The following is a 22739-nucleotide window of genomic DNA, read 5'->3' on the forward strand; positions in this document are numbered from 1 at the left end:
CTGCCGGAGGACGGGCCGGCCCCAACGCGCCCGCTTCACGTGCATCCGAATGCCCCTCCCGTGCGGAATGCTGGGCGAGCGGTCCTCGGCGCGATCAGGAAGGGACGGAGGCGCACCTTGTCACCACCGCACGAACTCCCGCACCCGCCCGCCGCGCCTTCCGACGCCCCTCGCGACGCTCCGCCCGACGCGCCGTCCGGCACCTCGCCCAGCGGCTCGTACGTCCCGGCGCCCGGCAGCGCGTACGACACGGAGATCGTCGTCGTCGGCGCCGGGGCCGCCGGTCTCTCCCTCGTCCACCGGCTCTGCGCGGCGCCCCCCGCCGGACGCGCCCGGCCCACCGTGACCCTCGTCGACGCGCCACCGGGCCCGCTGCGCCCCCCGGAACGCACCTGGTGCTTCTGGGAGCGGCCGGGAGGCGCGTACGACGACGTGCTGAGCGCCTCCTGGGACCGGCTGCGGCTGCGCGGTCGCGACGGGGACGAGGTGCACTGCCCGCTGACCCCCTCGCGGTACAAGATGCTGCGCTCCTCGGACTTCGAACGGCTGGTGGGCGCCCGGCTCGACGCGTCGCCGCAGCTGCGCCGGGTGACCGCGACGGTCGACCGCATCGACGATTTGCGGCCCGGCGCCGAGGTACGGGGCACGACCCCGCAGGGCGCGCCGCTGCGGATGCGGGCCCGGTGGGTGTTCGACTCGCGCCCGCCGCGCGCCCTGCCCCCGTCCCGCACGCTGCTGCTCCAGCACTTCCGGGGCTGGTTCGTCCGCACCCGGCAGCCGTCCTTCGACCCCTCCACCGCCGACCTGATGGACTTCCGCACCCCGCAGCCCCCGCGCGGGCTGTCCTTCGGCTACGTACTGCCGCTCAATGCGTACGAAGCGCTGGTGGAGTACACGGAGTTCTCCCCGCAGCCGCTGGACGACGCCGGGTACGAGCGGGCCCTGCGGCACTACACGTCCCGGGTCCTGGACCTGGGCGCGTTCGAGGTGACCGGCGTCGAACAGGGGGTGATCCCGATGACCGACGCCCGTTTCCCGCGCCGCACCGGCTCGTCGGCCTTCCGCATCGGCACCGCGGGCGGCGCCACCCGCCCGTCCACCGGTTACACCTTCGCCGCCGTGCAGCGGCAGAGCGCGGCCGTGGCCGACGCCTGGGCGCGGGGCCGCACACCGTTGCCGCCGCCCGCCTACCCGGCCCGCTCCCGGGCCATGGACGGCGTCATGCTGCGCGCGCTCGCCACCGGACGGGTGGACGGGGCGCGGTTCTTCACCCAGCTGTTCCGGGAGGTCGGGCCGGAGCGGATGCTCCGCTTCCTGGACGGCCGTACCACCTGGCGCGAGGACTTCGCCGTGGGCCTGCGCACCCCCGTACTGCCGATGCTGCGCACGGCGGCGGAACTGCCCTGGCTGCCCACGCGCGTTCGCGCCGGTGAGTGAGAGCGAGTCCGCCGGTGAAGGCGACGCACACCTCGGGTGACCTCAGCTGTGAGCCATCCAGGAACCGACCGAAAGGATCCCAGAACCAGATGACCCTGCTCCGCGACGACGCACTGTCCACCGCCTTCGACCGTGCCGCGCGCACCTACGACCGGCTGACGGCCGCCAACCCCGGCTACCACGCCCACCTCCGCCGCTCAGCGCGCCGGCTCGGGCTGCCGGACGACGGGGCGGGGCTGCGGCTGCTCGACCTCGGCTGCGGAACCGGCGCCTCCACCGCCGCGCTGCTGAAGGCCGCCCCGCTCGCGGAGATCGTCGCGGTGGACGCCTCGCAGGGCATGCTCGACCAGGCGGCCGCCAAGCCCTGGCCGCGGAACGTGTCCTTCGTCCACGCACCCGCCGAACGTCTCGAAGAAGCCGGCGTACAGGGGCCGTTCGACGCCGTGCTCGCCGCGTACCTGCTGCGCAACGTGCAGGACCCGGACGCCGTCCTGGCCTCCGTGCGGGATCTCCTCGCCCCCGGCGGGCGGCTCGCGGTGCACGAGTACACCCTCAGCGGCAGGCCCCTGGACCGCGCGGTGTGGAGCGCGGTGTGCCACGGCATCGTGCTGCCCGCCGGCCGGGCGTCCGGCGACGGGGACCTCTACCGCCATCTGCTGCGCAGCGTGGTGGAGTTCGACACGGCCGACCGGTTCGCGGCACGCGTCCGACGTGCCGGCTTCACCTCGGTACGGGTGCTGCCGCTGCCCGGCTGGCAGACCGGCATCGTGCACACGGTCCTCGCCGCCGCGCCCCGTGCCACCGGGCGCACCGGGCGGGAAGCCGTCCCGGCGGGCGCCGAGGCGCACCGGTGAGCGCGCGCCCCGCCGGCGCCCGCCGGGGCCGCGACCGCCGGGCCGTCCGCATCCCCGGGCCCGCGGGACACGCACGCGTCCTCGGCGCGGCACCCACCGTCGCCGTCGCGGGCGGCGGCATCGCAGGTCTCGCCGCGGCCACCGCCCTCGCCGAACGGGGCGTCCACGTCACCCTGTACGAACGCGGCGACAGCCTCGGCGGCCGGCTCGCGGGCTGGCCGGTCGAACTCGCCGACGGCTCCCCGGCAACCATGAGCCGCGGCTTCCACGCCTTCTTCCGCCAGTACTACAACCTGCGCGGCCTGCTGCGCCGCGTCGACCCCGGCCTCGACACCCTCACCGGGCTGCCCGACTACCCCCTCCAGCACAGCGACGGACTGCGCGACAGCTTCGCCCGCGTGCCGCGCACCCCGCCGTGGAGCGCCCTGGGCTTCGTCGCGCTCAGCCCCGCCTTCGGCTGGCGCGACCTCGCCCGGATGAACCCGCGGGCCGCGCTGCCCCTGCTCGACGTACGCGTCCCCGAGGTGTACGACCGCCTGGACGGCGTCAGCGCACGCGACTTCCTCACCCGCATCCGCTTCCCCGAGGCCGCCGACCACCTGGCGTTCGAGGTGTTCTCCCGCAGCTTCTTCGCCGACCCCCGCGAGCTGTCCGCCGCCGAACTGGTCCTGATGTTCCACATCTACTTCCTCGGCTCCAGCGAGGGCCTGCTCTTCGACGTCCCCCGCGAGCCCTTCCCGGCCGCCCTGTGGGACCCCCTGGCCGGTTACCTCGCCGGGCACGGCGTCCGGCTGCGCACCGGACAGGCCGTGCTCGGCGCCGCCCCGGCTGGCGACGGCCGGGTCACCGTCCGTACGGACGGCGAGGAGGTGGCGTACGACGGACTGGTCCTCGCCCTGGACACCGGCGGCCTGAAGGACGTCGTGGGAGGCTCGCCCACGCTCGGCGACGCCTCCTGGCGGCAGCGGATCGCCCGGCTGCGCACCACGCCGCCCTTCCTGGTCTCCCGGCTGTGGCTGGACCGCCCGGTCGCGGCCGGCCGGCCCGGTTTCCTGGGCACCGGCGGGTACGGGCCGCTGGACAACGTCAGCGTGCTGGACCGGTGGGAGGGCGAGGCCGCGCGGTGGGCCGCCCGCACCGGCGGCTCCGTGGTCGAACTCCACGCCTACGCCGTCGATCCCGCCGCCGACCGCGAAGCCGTCCAGGACCGGGCGCTGGCCGAACTGCACCGCCTGTACCCCGAGACCCGCGACGCGAAGGTCGTCGACGCCCGGCACGAATGGCGGGCCGACTGCCCGCTGTTCGAGGTGGGCGGTCACCGGGACCGGCCCGGCGTGCACACTCCCGACCCGGCCGTGGTGCTCGCGGGCGATCTCGTACGGACCACCCTGCCCGTCGCGCTGATGGAACGCGCCGCCACCACGGGCTTCCTCGCCGCGAACGCGCTGCTGCGACGGTGGGGGCTGCGCGGCCAGACCCTCTGGACGGTCCCCGACCGGGGCCGCGTCCCCGCCCTGCGGGCCCTGGCCGCCCTGGCCGGTACCTAGGCAGGTGGCGGTCCCGCGCCCGGCCGATGGAGCGCTCCACCGGCCGGGCGCGGGACCGCCGGCCCTCAGCCGGGGAAGCGCCCGGTGCTGCGCAGCGCCCAACGCCGTTCCGCATAGGCGATGTCGTCACGCCACAGACGTCCCGCCGCGGCCCGCATCAGCGGGCGCAGCGCGGGCGCGGCCGCCCTCGCGACCGCGAAGCCCGCCCGGTCGGAGGCGGCGACGACCGCCTCCACCACCGCGGTGCGCGGCCGGCCCGAGGCGTCCGGGGACAGCGGGGTGGCGTGCGTCTCGACGACGGAACCCAGGCCCTCGCCCTCGGTGATGTGCATGACCACGGTCCGCGGTTCGGGCGCGGTGAAGACGGCACGGACCGGCACCACGGCCCGCCCCGCGACCTTGAAGGAGACGTCCACGACGAAGGCGTCCCCGTCCCCGCCGTCGTCCGCGTCCGGGCCCGGCGCGCCGACCACCGTCAGGTCGACGAAGGAGTACGGGTGGAACCACGCCCCGTGCCACGGGTCGAGCCGGTTGGCGACGACGTCCTCGGGCTCGCACCGCCCCACGACCGTGCAGACCGCCGCCACCGAGCCCGCCGGGTCGGGCCGGTGCGGGACCACCGGACGTTCCAGCGGCACCTCGCCGCCCACCCGGTCGAGCCGCACCCACACCAGCACCCCGTCGTCGTGCACCGGGAACGGCTCCCACCCGGCGAACGGGGCGCCGTCCAGCGCCAGCCCGTGCCAGTGGCAGACCAGGGTGCCGCACCGTACCCGGCTGTCCTTCAGCGGTGCGCCCAGGTGCGGGCACGCCCCCGCACCCGCGCGCAGCCCGCCGTCCTCCCCCCGCCACAGCACGACCTCCGTCCCGGCGACGGTGCGTCCCACCGGCCGGCCGGCGGGGACGTCGCGGGAGGCCCCCACCACGTACCAGTTGCCCGACGGGCGGGCCTGCGCCCGCTTCAGGGCGGCGGCGATCACCCCCGGGGAGGCAGCGCGCCAGGTGGGCCGCTGCCGCTCCCACGGCACGGGACTGCGCCGCAGCCGCAGCGGCAGGCGTCCGCGACGGGACGGGAGCGCGCCGCCGTCGCCCCTGCCACCGCCGGGCGGGAGCGCGCCGCCGTCGCCCCTGCCACCGCTGGGCGGGAGCGCGCCGCCCGCCCAGCGGCCCTGCCCACCGTCTTTGCGCCCGCCGACCTCTTCCGGTTTCACACCGTCTCCTTCCAGGACCGGCCACCGCGTGCCGGCACACCGTCCGGCGCGCCCGCCGGTGCGTACGGTGCGGGCGGCCGGCCGGGCAGCCGCCGCGCCCCGGAGGCGGACGCCCGCGCCACCGCGACGCGCACCAGGCCGTCGAGCGCCACCGCCGCCCGCCGCCGCCGGGGCACCACGGCCCGCCGGTGCAGCACCCGGTACCCGTCGTCGGCGACCGCGTCCAGGATCGCCCCGTACAGCACGAACGCGGTACGGATGCACGGGCGGGCCACCGGATCGAGCTGCGCGAGACCGGGGGCGGCTTCCCGGTACACCGTGCGGGTCAGGTCGGCGGCGGCGCCCAGCGCGGCGGTGATCCGCCGGTCCGGCAGGCCCGTCAGCCGGCTCCACGCCAGCATGTCGCGGTCGACGCCGTGCGCGGCGAGCAGGTCGGCCGGCAGGTAGACCCGTCCCCGGTCGAGGTCCTCGCCCACGTCGCGCAGAAAGTTGGTCAGCTGGAACGCGACGCCGAGCGCCGCGGCGCGCGGGGCCGCCTCGGCGCGCGGGACGACGGTGCCCAGGACCGGCAGCATCTGGAGGCCGATCACCGCCGCCGAACCGTGCATGTACGCCCGCAGGTCCTCGTACGTCGCGTAGTCCGTGACGTGCAGGTCGCTGCGCATGGACGCCATGAAGTCGGTGAAGTGCCGGTGATCGATGTCGTACCGGGCGGCGGTGTGCGCCAGCGCGCGCACCACCGGCTCCTCGCTGTCCGCCCCCGCGAGCCCCGCCGCCAGACGGGCGGACAGCGCGTCGAGCGCCGCCGCCCGGTCGGCGGTGGTCGCCGAGGAGTGCAGGTCGTCGACGATGTCGTCGGCCCAGCGGGCGAAGCCGTAGAGCGCGTGGACGGCCGGACGGCGTTCGACCGGCAGCAGCCGGGTGGCCAGGAAGTACGTGCGGCCGTGCCGGGCGTTGAGCTGCCGGCAGCGCCGGTAGGCGGCGCGCAGACGGGGCTCGGTGATGCCGGCCGCGTCGAGTTCACGATCGGTCATGCGGAAGGGGACCTCCGGGCTTCGGGGTCGGGCGTGCGGGGGCGGCGGGCGGGGGCGACGACCCGGGCGGCACCCGTGGCGCGGGCGCCGCCGGTGACGCGGGCCGCGGCGAGCTTGCCGGAGATCAGGACGGTCGGCACCCCGACGCCGGGGGTGGTGCCGCAGCCTGCCAGGACGGCGTTCTCGGTGCCGCGCACCAGGTTGCGCGGGCGGAAGGGCCCGGTCTGCGGGAAGGTGTGCGCCGCGGAGAACGGCGTGCCCGCCCCGTGGCCGTCGGCGCTCCAGTCGGCGGGCGTCACCAGGCACTCCTCCTCGATCGCCGAGCCGATGCCCTCCAGCCCGCGCGCCTGGAGGGTGCGCAGGAGGCTGTCGCGGTAGCGGGGACCGAGGTCGGCCCACTCGCGGGCGTCCGGCCCCACGGTGGTGTTGGGGCAGGGCGCCAGGACGTAGTGCAGATGCCGGCCGGGCGGGGCGAGCGAGGGGTCCGTGGCGGTGGGCCGGGTGATCAGCAGCGAGGGATCGGACATCAGGTCCCCGGTACGGGTCAGCTCGCGGAACGTCTCCTTCCAGGCGTCGCCGAAGGAGATCGTGTGGTGCCCCAGCCCGGGCCAGGTCCGGTCGGTGCCCGCGTGCAGGATCACCGCGGACGGCGAGTGGCGCAGCGGCGACGGCCTGCGCGGGAGACGTCCGAGCAGCCGGTAGGCGACGGGCAGGTCGGGGGTGAGTACCACCGCGTCGCACGGGATGCGTCCCCGGTCGGTGACGACGGCGGTGACGCGCTCGCCGGACGGGGAGCGTTCCAGCCGGGTCACCTCGTGCCCGTAGCGGAAGTCCGCGCCGGCCTCCGCTGCGGAGTCCGCCATGGCCCGCGGCAGGGCGTGCATGCCGCCGCGCGGGAAGTACACCCCCGCCACGGTGTCCATGTAGGCGATCACGGCGTACGCGGCGAGCGCCCGGGCGGGCGGCACACCGGCGTACAGGGCCTGGAAGGTGAAGACGCGGCGCAACCGCTCGTCGGAGAGGAAGCGGCCGATCCGGGCGTCCATCCGGGAGAACCCGCCGAGGGCGGCGAGCCGCGCCAGGTCGGGATGCAGGAGCTGGAACGGCGAGTCGAAGTTGGCGTCGATGAACCGGTCCATCTGCACCCGGTACAACCGCTCCAGCCAGACCCGCAGCCGCCGGTAGCCCAAAGCCTCCCGGGCCCCGGCGAACCGGGCGACCTCCGCCTCCATCGCCGCGCCCCCGGTGTGCACGTCCAGCGCGCTCCCGTCGGCGAACCGGGCCCGGTAGGCGGGGTGCAGGGGCAGCAGTTCCAGCCGCCCGGCCATGGAGTGGCCGACGGCGGCGAAGGCGTCCTCGACGAGGTCCGGCATGGTCAGTACGGTCGGGCCGGTGTCCATGCGGTAGCCGCCCCGCTGCAACAGGCCCGCCCGGCCGCCGGGTTCGTCCGCGCGTTCGACGACGGTGACCCGGCGTCCCGCGCCGAGCAGGTGCAGGGCGGCGGACAGTCCGGCCAGCCCCGCGCCCACCACCACGACGTGGCCGGTGGGGCCCTTCAACGTCCTCGCCGTCATCCGCCGGGCCCCCGTCCTCGGGTGCTCGTCCTCGTCATCGGGCCCTCTCCTCGCAGATCTCGGCCGGACGCGGACCGTCCACCGTCCGTCCCACGTGCACGGGGGCCGGTACGGACACGGCGGCGACCGAATTCAGCAGTGCCCGCAGCCGGGTCTCGCCGCGCGGGGCCAGTGGCACCGACGCCAGGTGCCGGTGGCCCACCGCCACGAGCCGCTCGATCTTCGCCTCCACCAGGTCCCGGGCGCCGGTCTCCACCAGCGCCTCCCTGACCCGTGCCAGTCCTTCGTCGCTCAACGACGCGTCCCCCAGCGACGTGTCCAGGAGGGCGGTCACGGCCCGGTCGCCGCCGGCCTCCGCGCGGGCCCTGGCGACCGCCGTGAGGTAGGTGAGCTTGCCGTCCCGGATGTCGTCGCCCGACGGCTTGCCCGTCGTGCGGGGGTCGCCGAACACACCGAGCAGGTCGTCGCGGAGCTGGAAGGCGATGCCCGCACACCGGCCCGCGCAGCACAGCGCGCTCGTGGTCCGGTCGTCCGCCCCGGCGAGGGCCGCGCCCAGTGCCAGCGGCCGTTCCACCGAGTACAGGGCGCTCTTCAGGGTGGCGGTACGGATCGCCGTGCTCACCGCGCGGGAGCCGGTGACCTGGCCGTGCAGGTCCAGGTACTGACCGGCCACCATCTCCGTCCGCATGGCCCGCCACAGCCCGCGGACCCGCTGCCGTACGTCCCCGGTCACCGCCGCCGCGTCCCACGCCTCGGCGACCACGTCGTCGGCCCAGCTCAGCGCCAGGTCCCCGGCGAGGACGGCGGCCGACCTGCCGAAGGGCTCACCGGGCCCGGTCGCGCCGGACCCGGCGTAGCGCGCGGCCAGCGCGACATGCAGGGCGGGCCTGCCCCGGCGGACCGCGGAGCCGTCCATCACGTCGTCGTGCACCAGGGCACAGGTCTGGATGAGTTCGAGTCCGGCGGCCAGCCGCAGCGCCGTGTCCGCCTCGGCCTGCCGGGAACCTCCGCCGCAGGCGCGCAGGGCCCACCACAGGAACTGGGCGCGCAGCCGCTTTCCGCCGTTGAGGGTGAAGTCGGCGACCCGTCCGGCGACGTCCTGCGCGAACGTGTCGTCCAGCGCGGCGCATTCCCGCACCCGTTCGCGCAGCACCTCCTGGAGCACCCGCCGTACGGCCTCCGGAACATCCCTGTCCACGCCGTGCGCACCGGTGCGGGAGGGACGTACCGGCTCCCGGCCGTGCAGGGCGCGCGGCCGGGCGGGCGCCGACCACAGCTCCTGACCCGGCCCGGGGCGGACCCGTTCACTGTCCGAGGAGCTCTCGCCCGTCCTCGTACGGCGCATCACACTGCCTTTCCTGGGCGTCAGCCGGACTGCATCCGGTCGGTATTCGCCCCGTCGGGCCCGTTCGGATGCACCTGAGCCCCAGATTTCGGCGCACGCCCCCGGGCAGCCGTGGCCGCGCCCGGGGGCCCACGCCCACGACGGAGCACGCACGCCCGCGCCGGAGGCCCGGGCGCCTCGTCCCTTCCCCGCCCGCGCCCGCGGCAACACGCGGGGGCCGCCGCCCACTCGAACGCACCAGAAACGGCGGACCCGCGGGGGAGGGGGGCGGCATGCGGGCCCCGGGCGACGCGTTGTCGCAGCGGCGACGGCACCCGGGCCCCGGCGCGCCCGCACCGGGCGTGCGGGCGCCGGCGGTCACCCGGGCAGTGGGGTACTGCGCGACCGGGGCGCCCGGCGTCCGGCAGTGCTCCGCGCACCGCACCGGTGTGCCGCGCGCCCCGTACGCGCCGCGCGCCTCACGGCAGTTCGCGGCTCGCGAGGGCGTGGCGTACCGCGGCCAGGGCTTCCTCGTCGGTGGCCCCGAGTTGCCGGACGGACGAGGCGAAGGCGCTCGCGTGCTCCGCCAGCCTGGTCTTGACCTCCGCACCGGACGGCAGGGCGACGACCCGCGTGCCCGAGCCCCTGCGGGTGCTGACCAGCCCCGCGCTCTCCAGCTCGCGGTACGCCCGCACCACGGTGTTGTTGGCCAGACCGAGGTCGGACGCCAGTTGCCGTACCGACGGCAGCTTCGCGCCCTGGACGAGCCGGCCGACGGAGATCAGGTCGGCGAGCTGGGAGCGGAGCTGCTCGTAGGGCGGAACCGGGGAAGCGTGGTTGACGGTGACGAGGGTGCCGTGGGTCGTCATGAGCGCGCCTTCAGATAGACCTGCGGGAGCAGGAGGACTCCCAGACAGTGTCCTGCGGACAGTGCGGAGATGACGGCGGCGACGAGCAGCCCCACCATGGCCGCGGTCCTCATCGCGCCCCCGCACGGCACGCCCAGCAGCGCCTGACCCGTCGTCACCGCGACGGCGAACAGCGGAGCGGTCACCAGCACTCCCCACGCGCCCACCGTCGCCCGTGCGTTGGCGCGGCGCAGGGCGTCGTCCCCGGACCGGGTGGTGACGCGGTGCAGGAGCAGTACGCAGGCGACCGTGCCGACGGCGAGACCGCCCAGGGCCGGCCCGAGGTAGTGCGGGCCCGGCCAGGGCGCATGGGTGTAGGTGCCCGTCGAGCAGGTGGCGGTCAGGGCGCGCCCCGGACGGCCGGTGGCGTCCGCCGTGGCGGTCGCGGCGGCCACCGTCACCAGGGCCAGCAGGACGACGGCCTGCACGGCGAGCGAGGCGGTGAGCCCCCGGGGCACGTAGTCCCTGATCCGGCGCCTGGTGATGTCGGCCGCCCGCAGCTGGCCGGGTCCCGGCCGGGCGAGGACGTCGGTGGCGTACACCCCGCCCATGACGCACAGGCCGAACACGGCGAACCCGTAGAGCAGGTCCACGTCGGACTCGGAGCTGAAGGTGACCAGCGCGTTGACCGCCAGCCCGGCCACCGCGCCCATCCATCGCACCGAGGTCTCCATCCCCGCTCGCCAGAAGCCGTGTGTCCGTGAAGCAACAGGCATACCGTTCGGCCCCTCCCCATCGGCAATGTGTATCAACTACCTGACACAATTGGCCATGTGGATAGCTGTGTCAAGGAGATGACACAGTTTCGGTCCCGCAGGAAGGGGAGAACCTCGGCGGGGAGGACGGCGGAACCCGCACCCGGGTGCCGGGGTTGCCCCCGCGTCCGGGTCGCTCCGCCTGGCGGCACTCCGGGGAAGCGGGTACGCAGGAGGCGAACGGAGGCGCGGGAGCGGAGGCGGAGGACGGCGAAGGAAGGGGCCGCCCCCTCGTGCCGTACGGCTCGATGCCCGCGCACCCCCTCCTGCGGACGGCCGCCCGGCCGTGGCGCGCAAGGGCGCCGAGTCACCCGGCCGGCGCAGACCACCGGGGTGCGCACGGCACCGGAGCCGCGGCCGCACGACCGGTTCGAGAGACGCGTGAAAGGTGAGGCATGACGATTTACGGCTACTTCCTGTCGTCCGAGGAGTTCACCCCGGCCGAACTCCTCTCCCAGGCCCGCGCCGCCGAACAGGCGGGATTCCAGGCGCTGGCGATCTCCGACCACTTCCACCCGTGGAACGACGCACAGGGCCAGAGCTCCTTCGTCTGGTCGATGATCGGAGCGCTGTCCCAGGTCACGTCCCTGCCCGTGACGACGTTCGTCACCTGCCCCACCGTGCGCATGCACCCCGCGGTCAACGCGCAGGCTGCGGCCACGGCCGCAGTGCTGACCGAAGGCCGCTTCCGGTTCGGCATCGGTACGGGCGAGGCCCTGAACGAGCACATCCTCGGCGACCCCTGGCCCGAGGCCGACCGGCGCATGGAGATGCTGGAGGAGTCGATGGAGGTGATGCGCCGCCTGTTCACCGGTGAACAGATCACCCACCGGGGCACGCACTACACCGTGCAGAACGCCCGGCTCTACACCCTCCCCGACGAGCCGCCGCCGCTGTACGTGTCCGGGTTCGGCCCGAAGGCCGCGGAGCTGGCAGGACGGGCCGGCGACGGCTTCGTGACGATGATGCCGGACGCCGACCTGGTGGACCGGTTCCGTGACGCGGGCGGCGGCAGCAAGCCCGTTCTCGGCGGCCTGAAGGTCTGCTGGGGCACCGACCGGTCACAGGCGGTCGAAACCGTGCACCGGCTGTGGCCCAACGAACAGCTGCCCGGCGAACTTCCCCAGGTCCTGCCCACGCCCGCCCACTTCGAGCAGGCCGCGCAGCTCGTCACCGAGGACATGGTGGCCGACGCCGTCGTCTGCGGCGACGACGAGGACGCCCACGTCGAGGCGGTGCACGCCTTCACCGAGGCCGGCTTCGACGAGGTCTACGTCAACCAGATCGGCCCCGACCAGCAGGGCTTCTTCGACTTCTACCGCTCCCGCGTCCTGCCCCGGCTGCGGGACCGGACGCCGGAGGCCTGACGCTCCGGCGTCCGTTGCGCGCCTGCCGGGCCCGGCCCGGCAGGCGCCGCCGCCCACCCCGCCGTCACGCCCCCGCGATCAGCGGGTCGAACGCCGTGGTGCGCTGCCGGCCGGACATGAACGCCAGGAACTCCTTCACGAAGGCACTGCGCGTGTACGTCGCACCGCCGGCCCCCGGCATGTCGCGGTGGAAGGCGGTACGGAACAGCGCCCGGTACTCGGCGGCGTCGATGTGCCCGCTGCCGTCCCTGTCGGTGACGTCGAAGAGGACTTCGGCGACCCTGATGAGCGCGGGCCCGGCGAGGGAGGGCGCGGCGGCGGCGTACTCCTGGGCGCTGATGCTGCCGTCGCCGTCGGTGTCCAGGGCCGCCTGGAGTTCGCGCCACCAGGCCGCGTAGGCGTCGTAGAGCCTGGTCTCCTCGGGCTCGTCCAGGTCGAGGCGGCTGCACAGCTCCCGGGCCATGGCGGCCAGGTCGGGCCAGTCCAGGGAGCCGTTGCCGGTCTGGTCCAGTACCTGCCGGAAGAAGTTCTCCGTGTCCTGCCGCTGCTCGGCAGCGGCGGCCGTCGCGGGAGGCGCGGCGGGTTCCGGCCGGTCGGGGAGCGGGGTCAGCAGCCGGAGCAGCGCGCCGGCCCGCTTCATCCTGGCCTGGAGTTCCGCGAGGGTCCTGGCGCGCGGATCGTCGCTGTCGGGCGTCATTTCCAGGAGGCCGATGATGTTCGCGGGCTGCATCCAGCTCGTGGGGAGGAAGCGGGCCAGGCCCACCGCCAGGTAGGCGCCCTGCATCAGGGTCTGGGCGCCGGGCATCTCCGGCAGCCCGGCACGGCGGCGGAACGGCTCGGGCAGCGAGGCCACCGCGATCGCCCCGACCACCGGACCCACGACGGCACGGCCGGCCGCCCACACCGTGGGCAGACCGCTCAGCAGCGGGGGAGCGGGGAGGTGGTCGAAGAGCTTGTACAGGATGACGCGCATCGCCTCCGTGTTCTCCAGCTCCTCCGCCACGACCCTGTCGTAGTACTGCCAGAACTCGGGGAGCGTGTCGGGCAGATGACCGGGCTCGTCGCCCATCTCCGCGAGCATGGCCTGGAACTCGGCGTAGAGCGCCTCCATGAACCCCTGTTCCAGGGGCTGGCCGCTCAGCCGGCACATGGTGACCGAGCTTTCGAACAGGGTGGCCACCACCCAGGCGCGCGCACCGGGGTCCATCGCGTCGTAGGGCCGGCGGTGCGGATCCGTCCCCTTCAGCCGCGCGTGCATGCGGTTCAGCCGCGCCGCCTCCCTGCTGCGTGCCTCCTCGTCCGCCCCGGTCATGCGCTGCATGCTCAGGAAGGTGTTGCGCAGGCGCCGCCAGGGGTGGGTGACGAACGTGGAGTTGTCGATGAGAGCCGCCCCGATGGTGGGGTGGGCGGCCTCCAGTACCGTCGCCCGGATCATGGCGAGCGCCCACCGGGGGTCGTTGAAGAACGTCTCGAAGCGCGCGTCCGGACTTCCCAGGGGCCGGTGCGGCGCACCGGTGTCCGACGCGGGTGGCCTGGCCCCGGTGTCCTGGCGGTCGGCGTCGTCGAAGGGGAAGCCGCCGGGGCGGGGCGCGTCCGGAATGGTCACAGTCGGGGTTCTCCGATCTCGTTCGGCAGTACGCCGCCGAAGCGGCGGTCGCGCTGCCGGTAGGAGTGCAGGCACTCCAGGAAGTGGGAGGCACGGAAGTCGGGCCACAGGACGGGCGGGAAGACCCACTCGGCGTAAGCGACCTGCCAGAGCATGAAGTTGGAGATCCGCTGCTCTCCGGAGGTACGGATCACCAGGTCCACGTCGGGCGTGTCGGGGTAGGGAAGGTGGTCGGCGAAGGTCTGCTCGGTCACGCTTTCGGCGGGGGTGTTGCTGCGCAGCAGTGAACGCGCCGCCTCGACGATGTCCCTGCGGCCCCCGTGGTCGAAGGCCACGGTCAGCGTCATGCCCCGGTTGTCACCGGTGAGCGTCATCAAGTCGTCGAAGTCCCGGGCCAGTTTGGGCGGGATGCGCGGGTCGGTCACGCCCAGGAAGCGGCAGCGGATGCCGCGTGCGTGCAAGAACACCGCGTGCTTGCGCACCACGCGCCGTACCAGCCGCATCAGGAAGTCGACCTCGTTGCTCGGCCGGCCCCAGTTCTCGGTGGAGAACGCGTACAGGCTCAGCCACCCCACCCCGGCCGCCCGCGCCGCCTCGATGACGTCGATCACGGTCGCCTCCGCGGCACTGTGCCCGGAGGTGCGCGGCAGCGCCCGCGACTGCGCCCACCGGCCGTTGCCGTCCATCACGCAGGCGACGTGGTGCGGTACCCGGCCCGGCCCGCCGTCGGAAGGCCCGGGAAGGTCCGGGGACGGGGCGGCCCCGTCGGCCGTCTGCTGCATGTTCATGCCTTCCCTGGGGCCTCTCACGCCTCCCCGCCGCCGCGTGGACGGGGTGGACACCCGGACGGCCCGGCCCCGGCACCGCACCCGACCCGGACGGCCGGTGCGGTGCGGTGCGGCGAGCCGCGTCGGCGGGTATCACCGGGGCGGTGCGCTGATCCGATCAACACGATCAGATTGGCACCGGGCGACCGGGCGGGGCCCGAAAAGGCCGTCGCGTTCACCCTTGGGACGCCAGTCCGACAGGGGTGGTGGTGGGCGTCCCGGCCGGCGCCGGGGCGCACGGCCGGGACGGCCCGCAACGGGCTACTTCTTGCAGAACGACGCGTCGAGCACCGTCAGCGCGTGCTCCGGTCCCTGCGGTGTCGGTGCCATGTTCGCCGTCAGGGCGATGGCCGTCGCGCGGCCGTCGTCCGTGACGCCGGTACGGGTGGCGTGACCCGGGATGTCGCCGCCGTGCCCCCACATGGTGCCGCCGCAGCTCAGTGGCGTGCTCGTCACCCCGAGCCCGTAACGGACCCCCTTGCCGCCCCACTCCTCGGGCACCGCGACGGTCGTCCGCAACTGCCCGACCTGCGCGGGCTTCAGCAGCTTCCCGTCCAACAGGGCCTTGAAGAACCGGTTCAGGTCACTCGGCGTGGACACGATCTGCCCGGCGGCCCAGCCCCACGAGGGGTCCAGTTCGGTGAAGTCCACCAGCGGTGCCCCCTGCTTCGGCGAGTGGTACGCCCTGGGGTGCTCGCCGCGGATGCGCTGCTCGCCCACGCCCGGGAAGTACGTGTGCCGCAGCCCGATGCGGTCGATGACGCGGTGGGCGATCTGCTCGTCCAGCGGACGCCGGGTGACCTTCTCGATCAGCAGCCCGGCGAGCACGTAGTTGGTGTTGCTGTACGACCACTTCTTTCCCGGCGCGAACAGGGCCTTGTGCTCCAGCGCCACGTCGAGGAGGGTGCGCGGCTGGACGTAGGTGTGACGGTCGTTGCCGAGCAGATCGTCGAGCATGTACTCCGTGTAGTTCGGCAGACCGCTGGTGTGGTTGAGGAGCTGACGGACCGATATCTTCCGGCCGTCGATGCCCTCGCCCCGTACCAGCTTCGGCAGGTAGTCCTCGATGGGGGCGTCGAGGTCGACCTTCCCCTCGCCGACGAGCTGCAGGACGACGGCCGCGACGAACGTCTTGGTGTTGCTTCCGGCTCTCACCCGGCCGTCGACGGGGGCGGGCGCACCGGTCCTCAAGTCGCCCGTTCCCACAGCGTAGTTGCGGGCCCGTCCGTCCCGGCCGACAGCGGAGGCGAGGGCCGCGGGGTACTTGTCCTTCCGGACGAGATCGGTCAGTCCCTGGCGCAGGGCGACGTCCCGCTTGCCGGCGGAGGTGTTGGCGGTGGCGGCGGTGACGGAGGCCGCCGGGGCCGCGGCGGGCGTCGCGGACGCGGGCAGGACGCCTCCCGCGGCGAGGGCCGCCGCGAGTACGGCCACCGCGGCGATGCCGCGACGGCGCCCGGCCGGGGACAGGACGCGTGCGGACGTCGCGGGCTGCTGCCGGGGAGAACGCACGGCGGAACGATCGGACATGGAGAACCCCTTCTGGACACGGGCACCGGCGCGGTGGCGGCCGGACTCGTCCAGACTCTCCGTTCAAGATCCACCAGCCCATACGGTCAGCAGGCGCATCGCACTGGGGGCCAGCCCCACCGCGCGGGGCACTCAGGTGCACCCGCGGGAGACGCGGGGGCAGTTGCTGCCGTCCCGCGAGAAGGTTCCGGCCGCCCGCGCGGTGGCCGGAATGCCGCCGGGCCGGACCCGGCTGCCCGCCCCGGGGGCCGGCTCGGCGTCAGGACGGACCCGGCCCGGCCCCGTCCGTCCGGCCCGGAGCCCTCCCGCGTCATCGGCCAGGAGGTGCAGTCCGCGACGCCCGTCCCGTCACCAGAAGTTCTGACATGTGCAGCGGATCTCCACCGTGCCGTCCGTGGTCCACGTGTCGCCCTCGTGGCCGGAGTGGCGCTCGGTGGTCGTGTCCTGACCGGTGACGACGCGGCAGCTCACACCGTGCTGGGTCCTGCGGTGGCCGCAGCCACGGCACGTGGCGGTGGTGTGGGGCCGCCAGTCGCCGGGGCAGAAGCCCCGGCAGGCGCAGTTGCCGTCCGTACCGCCGCAGCGGCCCTCCAGATGAACCGTCCACGAGTGGCGGCATCGGCATTCGGCCACACTGTCGTCCCTCAAGTCCGCTCCCTGCATGATGGGTCCGGGGGGCGCACGTCCCCGCACCGGACCGGCCGGGGGCCGCCCGTGAAACAGCCGGTCGGCCGTTGAATATAATCTGCCCCATGTCGAAGCCTGACGATCTGCTCGTTGACGTCGCAGCCCTGGTGGAAGCCGGGCAGAGCAACCAGATGTCCCTGACCGTGGTCACCGGTGGTGCTGTCATCACCGGTCGGCTCGCACCCGAAGCCGTGTGGAGGGCACGGGTGTCGGAAGTGCTCTCCGACTCGGACCTCCTGGGCGAGTTCTCCGCCGTCTTCAAGACACCCTCGCAGAAGGAGGGGCCGCCCACGCACCTGCACTTCCACGTCGCCCGGATCCTGCAGGGCACGGTGGGCATCCCGGAGACCGGAGGCATGTACCGCGTGGCGATCAAGGACATCAGCGCCTGGACCGTCGGCGACTTCAGCTACTCCGACCACTGACACGACAACGGGGCGGGAGCGGCGACCGGGACGAGAACCCGGGGCCACGAGTGGGGGCCGGATCGGTGCGCCGATCCGGCCCCCACCGCTGTTCGGACACCTTCCCGCGGCGGCAGCGTGCGCCTCTGCGCGGCCTGTCGCGGGGACGCCCGTCGCCGAGCAGGTCCTGGTGCCCGGCACGGGCCGAAAGATGCAGGTGACATGCCATGCATAGGGCCGCCGGGGCGGGGCACACGCAGGTCGCACGACAGAGCGCACGACAGAGCACCTGCTCGTGCGGCGAGTGGGTACAAAGGTGCTTTCGCGTGGCCGGCAGGGCCGCGCGATCCGAAGAGACTTGAAGATCGGAATCGAAATGATCATCCTTGGTGTCATCCTCCTCCTCATCGGCATGCTGGCCCATGTTTCGCTTCTGACCACCATCGGAGGCATCCTCGTCGTGGTCGGCGCCGTCCTGTGGATCCTCGGTGCGATGGGACGCGCCGTCGGTGGCCGCAAGCATTACTTCTAGACCCGGCCCGAAATTCCCCTGCGAACTGCGGACGGATCCACGTAACGGATCTGCCTCCACAGCACCGGCAGCGCGCCGCTCCCGGAGCCCGAAACGGGCTCCGACCGAGCGGCGCGCTGCCGGTTTGCGTGCGGGGCCGGGGCACCGCACGGACCGCGTCCGTGCGGGGGACGGCTCGTGCCGTCCCCCGCGCACGGATCGGCAGCCCCCGCGGGGGAGCCCGCTACAGCATTTCCAGCGGCTGCTTGCCCGTCGGCGCGGGGAACGCGGCATCCAGCGCCCTCAAGTCCTCGTCGGTGAGGCGGATGCCGAGGGCGGCGTGGTTGTCCTCCACGTGCGCCAAGCCGGAGGCCTTGGGGATGGCGATGACGTCGTCCCGGAGCAGCACCCAGGCGAGCGCCACCTGCAGCGGGGTCACCCCGTGCGCGCCCGCCACGGCGTCCAGCGCCTCGTGCCCCGCGAGCCGCCCCTGTTCCAGCGGGGAGTACGCCATGACCGGTACGGCGCGCTCCCGGCACCACGGCAGCAGGTCGTACTCCGGGCCCCGGCGGGTGAGGTTGTAAAGGATCTGGTTCGTCTGCGGCACGGCGCCCGCGGGGAGGTCGGCCAGGTCCTCGACGTCCAGGTTGCTCACGCCCCAGGCGCCGATGCTGCCGTCGTCGACCAGTCCTTCGAGCGCCTCGACGGTCTCGGCGAGCGGAACACCGCCCCGCCAGTGCAGCAGGTACAGGTCGATGCGGTCCGTGCCGAGGCGGCGCAGGCTCGCGCGGCAGGCGTCCACGGTGCCGCGTGCGTGCGCATGGGCCGGCAGCACCTTGCTGACGAGGAACACCTCGTCGCGACGCCCACGGACGGCTTCGCCGACCAGTTCCTCGGCCGCGCCGTCGCCGTACATCTCGGCGGTGTCGATCAGGGTCATGCCCAGGTCCAGACCCCTGCGGAGCGAGGCGATCTCCTCGCCACGCCGCGCGCGGTCCTCGCCCATGCGCCAGGTGCCCTGACCCAGGGCGGGCACCTTCGCACCGGAAGGGAGCGTCACCGTTCTGGCCGCTGTCATCGTGGGTCCTTTCTCGTGTCACGCGTCGCGCCCGTACCGGTCACCCCACCACGCCCACGGGGGCGCGCACAACCGACGGATCCCTCCGCCGCGCGCTCGTTCCGTCTGCGCCGGGACGTCTGATCTGCGGGGAGTGCGGCCCGGCGCGGAGGCGGCCCCGAGACCGCCGGGCGAGGTGAGCGACACCGTTCCGCTTAATCGTTAGGAAGGTTTCCCAACACTCTTGACGCCCCCTTGTGAACGGCCCTAGCTTTCACGCCGGGAAGCACGCCCACCCCCCACCCCTGGAGTCCGCGACGCCTCGCACGAGTCGATCTGTCATGTCCATGGCTGCCGGTTCTCTCGCGGCCGGACCCGGATCCCGCGACGCGGGGGCACGGGCGATCAACGGCCCCCTGAAGGTCTGCGGCACGCAGCTCTGCGACAACAGCGGCAAGGCCGTCCAGCTCCGGGGCATGAGCACCCACGGCACCCAGTGGTTCCCCAAGTGCGTCACCGGCAAGTCGCTCGACGCCCTCGCCCACGACTGGCGTGCGGACGTCCTGCGCGTCTCCACCTACGTCCAGGACGGCGGCTACGAGGACGATCCGGCCAAATTCACCGCCCGCGCGCAGGAGTTCGTCGACATGGCCCACGCCCGGGGCATGTACGCCATCATCGACTGGCACATGCTCAGCCCCGGCGATCCCCACTTCAACCTGGACCGCGCCCGTACCTTCTTCACCGCGATGGCGAAGAAGTACAAGAACCACCCCGGTGTGCTCTACGAGATCGCCAACGAGCCGTCAGGGGTCGGCTGGTCCCGGATCAAGTCGTACGCCGAGCAGATCATCCCGGTCGTCCGGGCGCAGGACTCCGACGCGGTGGTACTGGTGGGGACCCGCGCCTGGTCGTCCTTCGGGGTCTCCGAGGGGGCCGACGAGTCCGAGGTGGTCAAGAACCCGGTCCGGGCCTCGAACATCATGTACACGTTCCACTTCTACGCGGCCTCGCACCGCGATGAGTACCTGGCGGCCCTCGACCGGGCCTCCGACAGGCTGCCCGTCTTCGTGACCGAGTTCGGCACCCAGAACTACGAGGGCGAGGGCGCCAACGACTTCGCGATGTCGCAGAAGTACCTCGACCTCATGAAGCGCAAGAAGATCTCGTGGGCCAACTGGAACTACTCCGACGACCACCGCTCGGGCGCCGTCTTCAAGGACGGCGTGTGCGACACCGACGACACCTGGGCGGGCACCTCCGTCCTGAAGGAAGCGGGCGTCTGGATACGCGCCAGGCTCCGCGCCTGATCCGCGAGCCCCGTCCGGAGGGAAGGGAACCGAGGGTGTGTACTGGCGGTACACACCCTCGCGCCCGTGAGTCGCCGAACACGGTGCGGAGAGCGCCTCGTACAACAGGATCACCGAGGCCGCGGGCTTCCGAAGTCCGCGGCCTACCACTACTTCGACGGCCGGCAGGATCTGCTGCGCGCCGTGCTCGACGGAGTGCTCGGGCGGCTGCTCGACGCCCTCGGCCCCTGGACCGGCCACGCCGTCGCGCGATGCGGGCCTGCGGGGTCTGCGTGCGATTTCCTCCCCGATCCGCACATGGATTCCTTCGCGCCCGGAACACAAAAATCTGTCGTGGCTGGAGTAGACATTGGGGCGCGACGTGGTTATGGTTTCTCTCGTAGCCAGAGAGACCGCAAGGCCCGGCAGAGACGAACTGCCGGGCAGCAGTACCCGCAACAGCAGTACCCGCAGAACGGTGCGGCGGTGGAGTTCCGAAGCCAGAGAAGTCGCAGGACGGTGACGGGGCTGACCGCCGGACCGGGTGGCCCGCAGTAATCAGGGGCCGCCGCCGGCAGTACCGACAAGCAGTACCCGCAAGTGCAGTGCACAGCAGCGCAGTTGAGAGAGCAGTATCCCGGTGAAGGCGTCGGCTGCGGGCGCGCGCACCGGGTAGAAATCGCAGTGCATCACGTAGATCACAGAGGGAAGAACGGAGGAGCGGGCGCCATCGGGATCGCCCGGGCTCAGCCCGGGTACCGCAGGACATCGACAGTGAGGTGGTCTCCGGTCAAGCAACCGCGATCCCCGCGCCCCGGCCACAGCGGTCGGGCCAGCGGATACAGAGAGCCGGCACAGAGCATGAGCCGGCGGATGGTGTAGCAGTTCCTTCGGGGCCCGGGTGCCAGTTGGCACCCGGGCCCCTCCAGCGCGTTGACGGAGAGCCCATGACAGCAGACAACTCGTACGACCGACTCGATGACGACGACTACCCCGCCTATACCATGGGCCGGGCCGCCGAGATGATCGGCACCACGCAGGGATTCCTCCGCGCCCTCGGCGAAGCCCGCCTCATCTCCCCGCTGCGCTCGCCGGGCGGCCACCGCCGTTACTCCCGCTACCAGTTGCGCATCGCCGCCCGGGCCCGGGAACTCGTCGACCAGGGCACCCCCATCGAGGCGGCCTGCCGGATCATCATCCTTGAGGACCAGCTCGAAGAGGCGCAGCGGATCAACGCCCAGTACCGTCGCACCGCGGAGGCGGCGGGCCCGGCCGCCGCGGGCGCGGACGGCTGAGAACCCGCCGCCCCGTCCTCGCCAACCCCTCCACCCGCAGGGCGAGGTGGCCGGGAGATGTACCCCGGTGGCGATGCGGCGGAGCAGGGGCCGGCCACCGCCCGGGAATTCCGCCACCGCGGGCGTGCCTTCTCAGGCGCCGCCCGCCCGGTGGGCGCTGATGAGGTCCGCGTACCAGTGGCCGCTGGACTTGACGGTGCGTTGCTGGGTCGCGTAGTCGACGTGGATCAGGCCGAAGCGCTTGGCGTAGCCGTAACTCCACTCGAAGTTGTCCAGCAGGGACCACGCGTAGTAACCGGTCAGCGGGGCGCCCTTGCGCAGGGCGCGGGCGCAGGCCGCCAGATGCTGTTCCAGGTAGCGGATGCGTTCCGGGTCGTGGACCGTGCCATCGGGTCCGACGGTGTCGGGGAACGCCGACCCGTTCTCGGTGACGTACAGCTCGCGCACCCCGTAGTCGTCGGTGAGCCGCATCAGCAGGGTCTCCAGGCCGCCGGCGTCGATCTCCCAGTCCATGCCGGTGCGCGGTACGTCCGGCAGCCGGACCTCACGGGCATGGGGGACCGGCCCGGTGGGGTCGTTGGCGACCGTGGCGGGAAAGTAGTAGTTGACCCCGTGCCAGTCGAGCGGCGTCGAGATGATGTCCAAGTCGCCTTCCCGCATAGGGAGTTCGACCCCGTAGTGGGCTCGCATGTCGGCGGGGAAACCGCGGCCGTACACCGGGTCGAGCCACCAGCGGTTGAGGTGGCCGTCCATGCGCCGGGCCGCTTCGACGTCCTCCTGGCGGCTGCTCGCGGGCACGACGGGGGAGTGGTTGGTGACCAGGCCGATGCGTGCGCCGGGCGCGGCGGCGCGAACCGCCTGCGCGCTGAGGCCGTGGCCGAGCAGCAGATGGTACGAGGCGCGGACGGCGGCGGTGAGGTCGGTGAGCCCCGGTGCCATCCGGCCCTCCAGGTGCCCGATCCACGCGGAGCACAGGGGTTCGTTGAGGGTGGCCCACCGGGTCACGCGGTCGCCGAGCCGGGTGGCGACCACGCTCGCGTACGAGGCGAGGTGCTCGGCGGTCTCGCGGACCGTCCAGCCGCCGCGCTCCTGGAGGATCTGCGGCAGGTCCCAGTGGTAGAGGGTGACGGAGGGAGTGATCCCGGCGTCGAGCAGGCCGTCGACGAGCCGGTCGTAGAAGTCCAGGCCGGGGTCGTTGACGGGGCCGTCGCCGCCCGGCACCACCCGGGGCCAGGCGACGGACATCCGGTAGGTGTCGGTGCCCAGTTCCTTCATCAGGGCGATGTCCTCGCGCCACCGGTGGTAGTGGTCGCAGGCCACGTCGCCGGTGTCACCGTTGTCGATCTTTCCCGGGGTGCGGGAGAAGGTGTCCCAGATGGACGGGGAGCGGCCGTCCTCGGCGACTGCGCCCTCGATCTGGTAGGCGGCGGTGGAGGTTCCCCAGGAGAACCCCTTCGGGAAGGCGGCGAGATCAAACGAGTCGGACACAGGAAACCTTTCGGAGGAGCAGGGCAGGGTCGGGTAG

At 73.4% G+C, this 22739-nt stretch carries 20 protein-coding genes; 8 read left to right on the forward strand and 12 right to left on the reverse strand.

Features of this window, described 5'->3' with window-relative positions; translation table 11 throughout:
- The first annotated feature begins 255 nt into the window (after nt 1-255).
- The 3 genes from HNQ79_RS11270 to HNQ79_RS11280 all read left to right on the forward strand — a co-directional run bounded on the left by HNQ79_RS11270 (nt 256) and on the right by HNQ79_RS11280 (nt 3838).
- Nucleotides 256-1437 carry a lycopene cyclase family protein gene (locus HNQ79_RS11270; RefSeq protein ID WP_185030196.1) on the forward strand — a complete coding sequence of 394 codons (1182 nt, stop codon included), beginning with the start codon at nt 256-258 and terminating at the stop codon, nt 1435-1437.
- Between the two features lie 89 nt (nt 1438-1526).
- Nucleotides 1527-2291: a class I SAM-dependent methyltransferase gene (locus HNQ79_RS11275; protein ID WP_185029662.1), complete on the forward strand. Its 765-nt coding sequence runs from the start codon at nt 1527-1529 to the stop codon at nt 2289-2291.
- Nucleotides 2288-3838 (forward strand): FAD-dependent oxidoreductase, encoded by a 1551-nt coding sequence (locus HNQ79_RS11280; RefSeq protein WP_185029664.1) that lies wholly within the window; start codon nt 2288-2290, stop codon nt 3836-3838. Before HNQ79_RS11275 ends, HNQ79_RS11280 begins: the two co-directional genes overlap by 4 nt.
- 65 nt (nt 3839-3903) lie before the next feature.
- Here the strand turns inward: HNQ79_RS11280 and HNQ79_RS11285 are convergent, their stop codons facing one another.
- From HNQ79_RS11285 to HNQ79_RS11310, 6 genes are all read right to left on the reverse strand, one after another.
- Nucleotides 3904-4893, reverse strand: a complete 990-nt coding sequence (locus tag HNQ79_RS11285; protein ID WP_373312535.1) for a Rieske (2Fe-2S) protein — start codon at nt 4891-4893, stop codon at nt 3904-3906.
- Nucleotides 4894-5045: 152 nt separating this feature from the next.
- Complete coding sequence (locus HNQ79_RS11290) at nt 5046-6083, reverse strand: phytoene/squalene synthase family protein (protein ID WP_185029666.1); 1038 nt, start codon at nt 6081-6083, stop codon at nt 5046-5048.
- On the reverse strand, nt 6080-7657 hold the full coding sequence (locus HNQ79_RS11295) for a phytoene desaturase (RefSeq protein ID WP_185029668.1): 1578 nt from the start codon (nt 7655-7657) through the stop codon (nt 6080-6082). The genes HNQ79_RS11290 and HNQ79_RS11295 overlap by 4 nt, the downstream gene beginning before the upstream one ends.
- 34 nt (nt 7658-7691) lie before the next feature.
- Nucleotides 7692-9002 (reverse strand): polyprenyl synthetase family protein, encoded by a 1311-nt coding sequence (locus HNQ79_RS11300; RefSeq protein WP_185029669.1) that lies wholly within the window; start codon nt 9000-9002, stop codon nt 7692-7694.
- Nucleotides 9003-9460: 458 nt separating this feature from the next.
- Nucleotides 9461-9850, reverse strand: coding sequence for a GntR family transcriptional regulator (locus tag HNQ79_RS11305; RefSeq protein ID WP_185029671.1), 390 nt, complete (start codon nt 9848-9850; stop codon nt 9461-9463).
- The gene (locus HNQ79_RS11310) at nt 9847-10542 is read right to left on the reverse strand and encodes a hypothetical protein (RefSeq protein ID WP_229923423.1); all 696 of its coding nucleotides are present in this window, start codon (nt 10540-10542) and stop codon (nt 9847-9849) included. The genes HNQ79_RS11305 and HNQ79_RS11310 overlap by 4 nt, the downstream gene beginning before the upstream one ends.
- A gap of 497 nt (nt 10543-11039) precedes the next feature.
- Between HNQ79_RS11310 and HNQ79_RS11315 the strand changes: the two genes are divergently transcribed.
- Entirely contained in the window at nt 11040-12011 is a 972-nt protein-coding gene (locus HNQ79_RS11315; RefSeq protein ID WP_185029673.1) for an LLM class F420-dependent oxidoreductase, read from the forward strand.
- A 64-nt stretch (nt 12012-12075) separates the two neighbouring features.
- Here the strand turns inward: HNQ79_RS11315 and HNQ79_RS11320 are convergent, their stop codons facing one another.
- From HNQ79_RS11320 to HNQ79_RS11335, 4 genes are all read right to left on the reverse strand, one after another.
- Entirely contained in the window at nt 12076-13506 is a 1431-nt protein-coding gene (locus tag HNQ79_RS11320; protein WP_229923424.1) for an oxygenase MpaB family protein, read from the reverse strand.
- Nucleotides 13507-13613: 107 nt separating this feature from the next.
- Nucleotides 13614-14399 (reverse strand): polyprenyl diphosphate synthase, encoded by a 786-nt coding sequence (uppS, locus tag HNQ79_RS11325; RefSeq protein ID WP_185030218.1) that lies wholly within the window; start codon nt 14397-14399, stop codon nt 13614-13616.
- Between the two features lie 306 nt (nt 14400-14705).
- Entirely contained in the window at nt 14706-15971 is a 1266-nt protein-coding gene (locus HNQ79_RS11330; RefSeq protein WP_185029674.1) for a serine hydrolase domain-containing protein, read from the reverse strand.
- Between the two features lie 348 nt (nt 15972-16319).
- The gene (locus HNQ79_RS11335) at nt 16320-16619 is read right to left on the reverse strand and encodes a hypothetical protein (RefSeq protein WP_185029676.1); all 300 of its coding nucleotides are present in this window, start codon (nt 16617-16619) and stop codon (nt 16320-16322) included.
- A 104-nt stretch (nt 16620-16723) separates the two neighbouring features.
- On the opposite strand from HNQ79_RS11335, the gene HNQ79_RS11340 reads away from it, so the two are divergent.
- Nucleotides 16724-17083 carry a hypothetical protein gene (locus HNQ79_RS11340; RefSeq protein WP_185029678.1) on the forward strand — a complete coding sequence of 120 codons (360 nt, stop codon included), beginning with the start codon at nt 16724-16726 and terminating at the stop codon, nt 17081-17083.
- Between the two features lie 355 nt (nt 17084-17438).
- A complete protein-coding gene (locus tag HNQ79_RS11345; RefSeq protein WP_185029679.1) occupies nt 17439-17594 on the forward strand; it encodes a DUF6131 family protein in 156 nt (51 codons plus the stop codon).
- 223 nt (nt 17595-17817) lie between these two features.
- On the opposite strand, the gene HNQ79_RS11350 is transcribed toward HNQ79_RS11345, so the two are convergent.
- Nucleotides 17818-18651 carry an aldo/keto reductase gene (locus tag HNQ79_RS11350; RefSeq protein ID WP_185029681.1) on the reverse strand — a complete coding sequence of 278 codons (834 nt, stop codon included), beginning with the start codon at nt 18649-18651 and terminating at the stop codon, nt 17818-17820.
- 326 nt (nt 18652-18977) lie between these two features.
- Between HNQ79_RS11350 and HNQ79_RS11355 the strand changes: the two genes are divergently transcribed.
- Together HNQ79_RS11355 and HNQ79_RS11360 are read left to right on the forward strand one after the other, a co-directional pair.
- The gene (locus HNQ79_RS11355; protein ID WP_229923377.1) at nt 18978-19940 is read left to right on the forward strand and encodes a glycoside hydrolase family 5 protein; all 963 of its coding nucleotides are present in this window, start codon (nt 18978-18980) and stop codon (nt 19938-19940) included.
- A 926-nt stretch (nt 19941-20866) separates the two neighbouring features.
- Nucleotides 20867-21214 (forward strand): MerR family transcriptional regulator, encoded by a 348-nt coding sequence (locus HNQ79_RS11360; protein WP_185029684.1) that lies wholly within the window; start codon nt 20867-20869, stop codon nt 21212-21214.
- Between the two features lie 132 nt (nt 21215-21346).
- Here HNQ79_RS11360 and HNQ79_RS11365 read toward each other — a convergent pair whose 3' ends face one another.
- Nucleotides 21347-22702, reverse strand: a complete 1356-nt coding sequence (locus tag HNQ79_RS11365) for a GH1 family beta-glucosidase (RefSeq protein WP_185029686.1) — start codon at nt 22700-22702, stop codon at nt 21347-21349.
- Between the last annotated feature and the right edge of the window lie 37 nt (nt 22703-22739).

It is taken from the genome of Streptomyces candidus, assembly GCF_014207445.1.
Taxonomy (GTDB): domain Bacteria; phylum Actinomycetota; class Actinomycetes; order Streptomycetales; family Streptomycetaceae; genus Streptomyces; species Streptomyces candidus.

Excerpts from the sequence above, each read along its gene's own strand:
- HNQ79_RS11345 (WP_185029679.1), top strand. The coding sequence starts at position 17,439 with ATGATCATCCTTGGTGTCATCCTCCTCCTCATCGGCATGCTGGCCCAT.
- HNQ79_RS11290 (WP_185029666.1), bottom strand. The coding sequence starts at position 6,083 with ATGACCGATCGTGAACTCGACGCGGCCGGCATCACCGAGCCCCGTCTG.
- HNQ79_RS11305 (WP_185029671.1), bottom strand. The coding sequence starts at position 9,850 with ATGACGACCCACGGCACCCTCGTCACCGTCAACCACGCTTCCCCGGTT.
- HNQ79_RS11275 (WP_185029662.1), top strand. The coding sequence starts at position 1,527 with ATGACCCTGCTCCGCGACGACGCACTGTCCACCGCCTTCGACCGTGCC.
- HNQ79_RS11360 (WP_185029684.1), top strand. The coding sequence starts at position 20,867 with ATGACAGCAGACAACTCGTACGACCGACTCGATGACGACGACTACCCC.
- HNQ79_RS11330 (WP_185029674.1), bottom strand. The coding sequence starts at position 15,971 with ATGTCCGATCGTTCCGCCGTGCGTTCTCCCCGGCAGCAGCCCGCGACG.
- HNQ79_RS11340 (WP_185029678.1), top strand. The coding sequence starts at position 16,724 with ATGTCGAAGCCTGACGATCTGCTCGTTGACGTCGCAGCCCTGGTGGAA.
- HNQ79_RS11300 (WP_185029669.1), bottom strand. The coding sequence starts at position 9,002 with ATGCGCCGTACGAGGACGGGCGAGAGCTCCTCGGACAGTGAACGGGTC.
- HNQ79_RS11310 (WP_229923423.1), bottom strand. The coding sequence starts at position 10,542 with ATGGGCGCGGTGGCCGGGCTGGCGGTCAACGCGCTGGTCACCTTCAGC.
- HNQ79_RS11295 (WP_185029668.1), bottom strand. The coding sequence starts at position 7,657 with ATGACGGCGAGGACGTTGAAGGGCCCCACCGGCCACGTCGTGGTGGTG.
- HNQ79_RS11355 (WP_229923377.1), top strand. The coding sequence starts at position 18,978 with ATGGCTGCCGGTTCTCTCGCGGCCGGACCCGGATCCCGCGACGCGGGG.
- HNQ79_RS11350 (WP_185029681.1), bottom strand. The coding sequence starts at position 18,651 with ATGACAGCGGCCAGAACGGTGACGCTCCCTTCCGGTGCGAAGGTGCCC.
- HNQ79_RS11315 (WP_185029673.1), top strand. The coding sequence starts at position 11,040 with ATGACGATTTACGGCTACTTCCTGTCGTCCGAGGAGTTCACCCCGGCC.
- uppS (WP_185030218.1), bottom strand. The coding sequence starts at position 14,399 with ATGCAGCAGACGGCCGACGGGGCCGCCCCGTCCCCGGACCTTCCCGGG.